At 65.0% G+C, this 1,512-nt stretch carries 2 protein-coding genes and 1 pseudogene; 2 read left to right on the forward strand and 1 reads right to left on the reverse strand.

The window, feature by feature from the left end; genetic code table 11:
- On the forward strand, positions 1-682 hold a 682-nt coding region (locus Q7U29_RS25525; protein WP_304746057.1), incomplete at its 5' end, for a carbon-nitrogen hydrolase family protein.
- A complete protein-coding gene (locus tag Q7U29_RS25530) occupies positions 679-1,158 on the forward strand; it encodes a DUF1178 family protein (RefSeq protein WP_304746059.1) in 480 nt (159 codons plus the stop codon). The genes Q7U29_RS25525 and Q7U29_RS25530, both read left to right, overlap by 4 nt.
- A 211-nt stretch (positions 1,159-1,369) precedes the next feature.
- Here Q7U29_RS25530 and Q7U29_RS25535 read toward each other — a convergent pair.
- A pseudogene (locus tag Q7U29_RS25535) lies at positions 1,370-1,512 on the reverse strand (EamA/RhaT family transporter); the annotation flags it as partial.

The following is a 1,512-nucleotide window of genomic DNA, read 5'->3' on the forward strand; positions in this document are numbered from 1 at the left end:
TCTGTCGCTGAAAGCCTATCGTGCGCTCGCGGCTGAACTCAAAATCCATCTCCATATCGGTTCGCTGGCGCTGCGCTTCTCGCCCGAGAAGGCCGTCAACCGCTCGTTCCTGATCGGGCCTGACGGCCTGGTGCTGGCGAGCTACGACAAGATCCACATGTTCGATATCGACCTGCCCGGCGGCGAAAGCTATCGCGAATCTGCCAACTACCAGCCGGGCGAGACCGCCGTGATCTCGGACCTGCCGTGGGGCCGCATCGGCCTGACCATCTGCTACGATATGCGCTTTCCGGCCCTGTACCGCGCGCTGGCCGAGACCGGCGCCTCGTTCCTGACAGCGCCATCCGCCTTCACGGTGCGGACCGGCGAAGCGCACTGGCACACGTTGCTGCGCGCCCGCGCCATCGAGAACGGCTGTTTTGTCTTTGCCGCGGCGCAGGCCGGCACACATGAGAGCAAACGCCAGAGCTACGGCCATTCGCTGATCATCGCACCCTGGGGCGAAATCCTCGCCGAGGGTTCGGGCACCGAGACCGGCGTCATCATGGCGAAGATCGATCCCGCTTTGGTGGAGACCGCGCGCAAGACGGTGCCGTCGCTGCAGCATGGCAGACGCTTCAGTATCGCCGATCCGAAGGCCGGTCCCGAACATCTGCATCTGGTGCGGGGATCGTCTGCATGATCCGCTACAGCCTGCATTGTGATCGCGGCCATAGCTTCGAAAGCTGGTTCCAGAGCTCGTCGGCTTATGAGAGCCAGGAGAAGCGCAAGCTGGTGAATTGCCCGGTTTGCGGGTCCGCCAAGGTCGAGCGGTCGATCATGGCGCCGCAGATCGTCAGCAAGAAGGGCCGCGACAGCCAAAGCAACGATGCGCCGGTGCCGGTCCAGCCCACCGAGGTCATCGCCCCGGGATCGACTCCGCTGCTGATGGCGCAGGAGCGTGAGCTGCGCGCCAAGCTGAAGGAATTGCGCGACCATATCGTCAAGAACGCCGACAATGTCGGTGAGCGCTTTCCAAATGAAGCGCGGAAGATGCACTACGGCGATATCGAGCATCGCCCGATCTACGGCGAAGCCTCGCCCGAGGAAGCCCGCTCCCTGATCGACGAAGGCGTCGAGGTGTCGCCGCTGCCGGTGCTGCCGGACGACCGGAATTGATGCCTTCTCCCCTCCTCCCGCTGCGTCCGCCGAAGCCGCTTGGCGAAGGCGGGCGAAGCGGCGGGGTCCGAGGCGAGCGAAGCTCGCTCTCGAGGTCGGGGGTGGGGGGTCTATCAGCGCATACTTCAGCCAGCGAGTTTGCCGAACTACCCCCCACCCCCGACCCCTCCCCGCCACGCGCAAGGGCGCGTGGAGGGAGGGGAGAAGACCGTCACACCGCCACCAGCATCGCGACGCCGATCACGATCAGGACGATGCCGGAAAGCTCGCGCGCCGACAGCGCCTGCTTGAACGAATAATACGACACCGCCTGCGCGAACAGCACCTCGACCAGCGCCAGCGTGCGCACGTTGG

The sequence above is a fragment of the Bradyrhizobium sp. genome (assembly GCF_030654605.1).
In the GTDB taxonomy this organism is placed as follows: Bacteria; Pseudomonadota; Alphaproteobacteria; order Rhizobiales; family Xanthobacteraceae; genus Bradyrhizobium.